The sequence below is a fragment of the Methylobacterium sp. WL8 genome, from assembly GCF_008040045.1.
Taxonomy (GTDB): Bacteria; Pseudomonadota; Alphaproteobacteria; order Rhizobiales; family Beijerinckiaceae; genus Methylobacterium; species Methylobacterium cerastii.
The window spans coordinates 1-2,827 of record NZ_VRVF01000161.1 but is presented as its reverse complement, the minus strand read 5'-3'; the positions used below and the strand labels follow the sequence as shown (position 1 = coordinate 2,827).

General features: G+C 60.2%; 3 protein-coding genes. All 3 read right to left on the bottom strand.

From position 1 onward, the window contains the following. Window positions 1-123 precede the first annotated feature (123 nt). Entirely contained in the window at window positions 124-759 is a 636-nt protein-coding gene (locus FV234_RS25585) for a hypothetical protein (RefSeq protein WP_147832413.1), read from the bottom strand. Between the two features lie 659 nt (window positions 760-1,418). Then, window positions 1,419-1,628, bottom strand: coding sequence for a hypothetical protein (locus FV234_RS26870; RefSeq protein WP_238271538.1), 210 nt, complete (start codon window positions 1,626-1,628; stop codon window positions 1,419-1,421). A 188-nt stretch (window positions 1,629-1,816) separates the two neighbouring features. Continuing rightward, window positions 1,817-2,785: a D-2-hydroxyacid dehydrogenase family protein gene (locus FV234_RS25575; protein WP_147765329.1), complete on the bottom strand. Its 969-nt coding sequence runs from the start codon at window positions 2,783-2,785 to the stop codon at window positions 1,817-1,819. Window positions 2,786-2,827 lie beyond the last annotated feature (42 nt).

Sequence of the window (2,827 nt, the reverse complement as noted above, 5' to 3'; positions counted from 1 at the left end):
GGCCCTGCGCCGATCCCTCGACATCCGCAGGCAGGCGCGGACCGCACGAACCCGCTTCCGCCGCGATCCCGACGCCTACCTCACCGCCCTCGAACAACAGGCCCAACAGCCAATTCTGCCGTCCTAGAAAAAAATGGCCGCCCCTACTTGCCTGGATAAATCAAGAGATCGCAAGGCTGCACTTTTAGCAATATATATTCCGTATTCATCCTTGCTTGGACTGATTTTATTTGATCCAAAAAAAGCAAGAAGAAATCGATTTAAAGTTTCTTCAGCTTCACGCTCATTGTCGAGGTTGATAAATAAGTCCGCCAGGGCAAACGCGTCTGCTAACCGCTGTCCGTGAGACTGCCCTTGCTCGTCCTCATCACGTCGAACTAGTTTTTTAGCATCGCCTTCATGATCTACGCTGGGCCGTGATTCGATATGGTCTGCTGAAATACGATGACTAAGATATTTTATTCTATTTTCTTTTCCGGAATACAACGAAATCAGCACAAACGCTTTCTGGTAAGTTTGTCGTAGGATCTTTATCTCTTCACCTCTTTTAAACTGGTCAAATATATAAGCTTGACCTTCGAGGTGATTTTTACCTTTCTTCTGCCTATATGCGCTAATCGCCGAACAACACAGCATCGCAAGAGCGCCGTTTTGGCCTGTGATTTCGCGAAACTTATTTGCGTATTCTATGTGAGTTGTATAACGATCTTCGATCGGGGTGTCTTTTAACACCATGTCTTTGATCTTAACAGACTTCATCAGATCAGTGACTTTAAAGTCCTGTGACTGGTAATGAAATTTAAGTAGATTTGCCTTCAGTATCTCAACGAACTTCTTGTTCTTTGTTCCGATTGGTGAACAGAGGCCAAAGACAAGTTCGGGCGCTTAGGCAGTAGGCAGCATGAGCAGGATACCGAACGCAATGGGAACAAACTTGGTGAAAGGTACATTAATCAGTGGTAGTGTCCAGGCGCCAGCTCGATTGCGGGCAGCGAGGGGAAACGCCGTGAATGCGCTAGACGAAAACTGGCTGTCGGCCGACTTAGCGAAGGTCGATGCTGATATTGAACGGTGGAGCGTAGGAATACGTGAGTCGTTCGAATCACTTTACGGTGATTCGGACACCGCTAAGAGGCTCGAAGAGGCTTCTGATCAGGACGATCAGATTTAGTCACCCAGACTAGATTCCCATTTTGATCCTTTGAGCATCTTACTGCGCCGTTTTTTGATAGATGGCGCAGTGCCTTCGACGCCAGGCGGGTGTGCTCTGTTATGAGCTTGCTGTTGCGGGCGTCGTGGCTGGTAAGTGATGGGACGGACTGCGGACCTCCCGGCTCGTCATCGACCCTGTGGCCTCTCTGATTGTGTCTAGGATGCCCTTGGTGAGTTCGGCCCCGCCCGAATAGAACTTCGCGCTTCTAACAGGGCATGGCGGCGTCTAGATCGCCCTCGTAGCCGAGTGAGCCGAGAACCTGGTCCAAGGCCGACACGTCGTTCTTGATCTCAGCGATCCGGTCTTGCAGCTTGGACGCCTCCCCGAACAGGTTGGACCGCTTCGTGAGAAGCGCCGTTATCGTCTTGTCATAGGACTCAGTACGGAAGCGGTGGCGGCGTTCGGGATCGGTCATCCCGGGGCGCCGCAGGCGAGCCCGGGATCCACAGCCGCCGACCGCACGCGCTAGATCACAACCTGTGGTTCTGGATTGCACGCATTCGGCGCGGCCCTCCGGGTCCGGGCTCTGCTTCGCAGCCCCGGAATGACGGGCCCTGGCTGGAGGGTGGTGCGTTTCATCGATCCCGGGCAGGACGCGGAGGCCTAGCCGATCACCCGCACCGGCGCGCCGTCGAGGAACCCTTGGATGTCGGCCACCGCCTCGGTGAAGTAGGTGCGGTAGTTGGCTTCGCTCACGTAGCCGAGATGGGGCAGGGCCAGCAGGTTCGGCAGGCTGCGCCAGGGCGAGTCCGCCGGCAGGGGCTCGATCTCGAACACGTCGAGGCCGGCCCCGCCGATCCGGCCTTCCGCGAGGGCGGCCTGCAGCGCCAGGCCGTCGACGAGGCCCGCCCGCGCGGTGTTGATCAGCAGGGCGTGCGGCCGCATCAGCGCGAGCGCCGCGGCGTCGACCAGCCCGCGGGTGCTGTCGCCGAGCACGAGGTGGAGCGAGACCACGTCGCTCTCGGCCATCAGCGCCGCCTTGGAGACTGAGAGCGCCACGCCGGCGTCGGCCGCCCGCGCCTCCGTGAGGTTCGGGCTCCAGGCCGAGACCAGCATGCCGAAGGCCTGGCCGATCCGGGCGACGCGGGTCCCGATCTTGCCCAAGCCCAGCAATCCGAGGCGGCGGCCGGCGAGGTCGGCGCCCACGCTCGTCTGCCAGCCGCCGGCCCGCAGGGCGTTCGCCTCCGGCACGACGCGGCGGGCAAGCGCGAGGATCAGCGCCCAGGTCAGCTCCACCGGCGGCGCGGAGCCGCTCGCCGTGCCGCAGACGACGACCCCGTGGGCCTTGGCCGCGGCGAGGTCGATGCTCGCGTTGCGCATGCCGGAGGTGACCAGGAGCTTGAGCTTCGGCAGGCGCGCGAACAGGGCGGCCGGGAACGGCGTGCGCTCGCGCATGATCACCACGATTTCGCAGTCGGCGATGGCCGCGACCAGCGCGTCCTCGGTCGTGAAGCCCTCGCGGAAGGGGCGCAGCGCGACGCGGTCCCGGAGCGGGGACCAGTCCGCGAGGGTGGTGGCGACGCCCTGGTAGTCGTCGAGGATCGCGCAGGTGAGCGGGGTCGCCTCAAGCATGGGTCGCGTCCGATTTTTAGGGCAAGGCGGGGGGCAAGACGG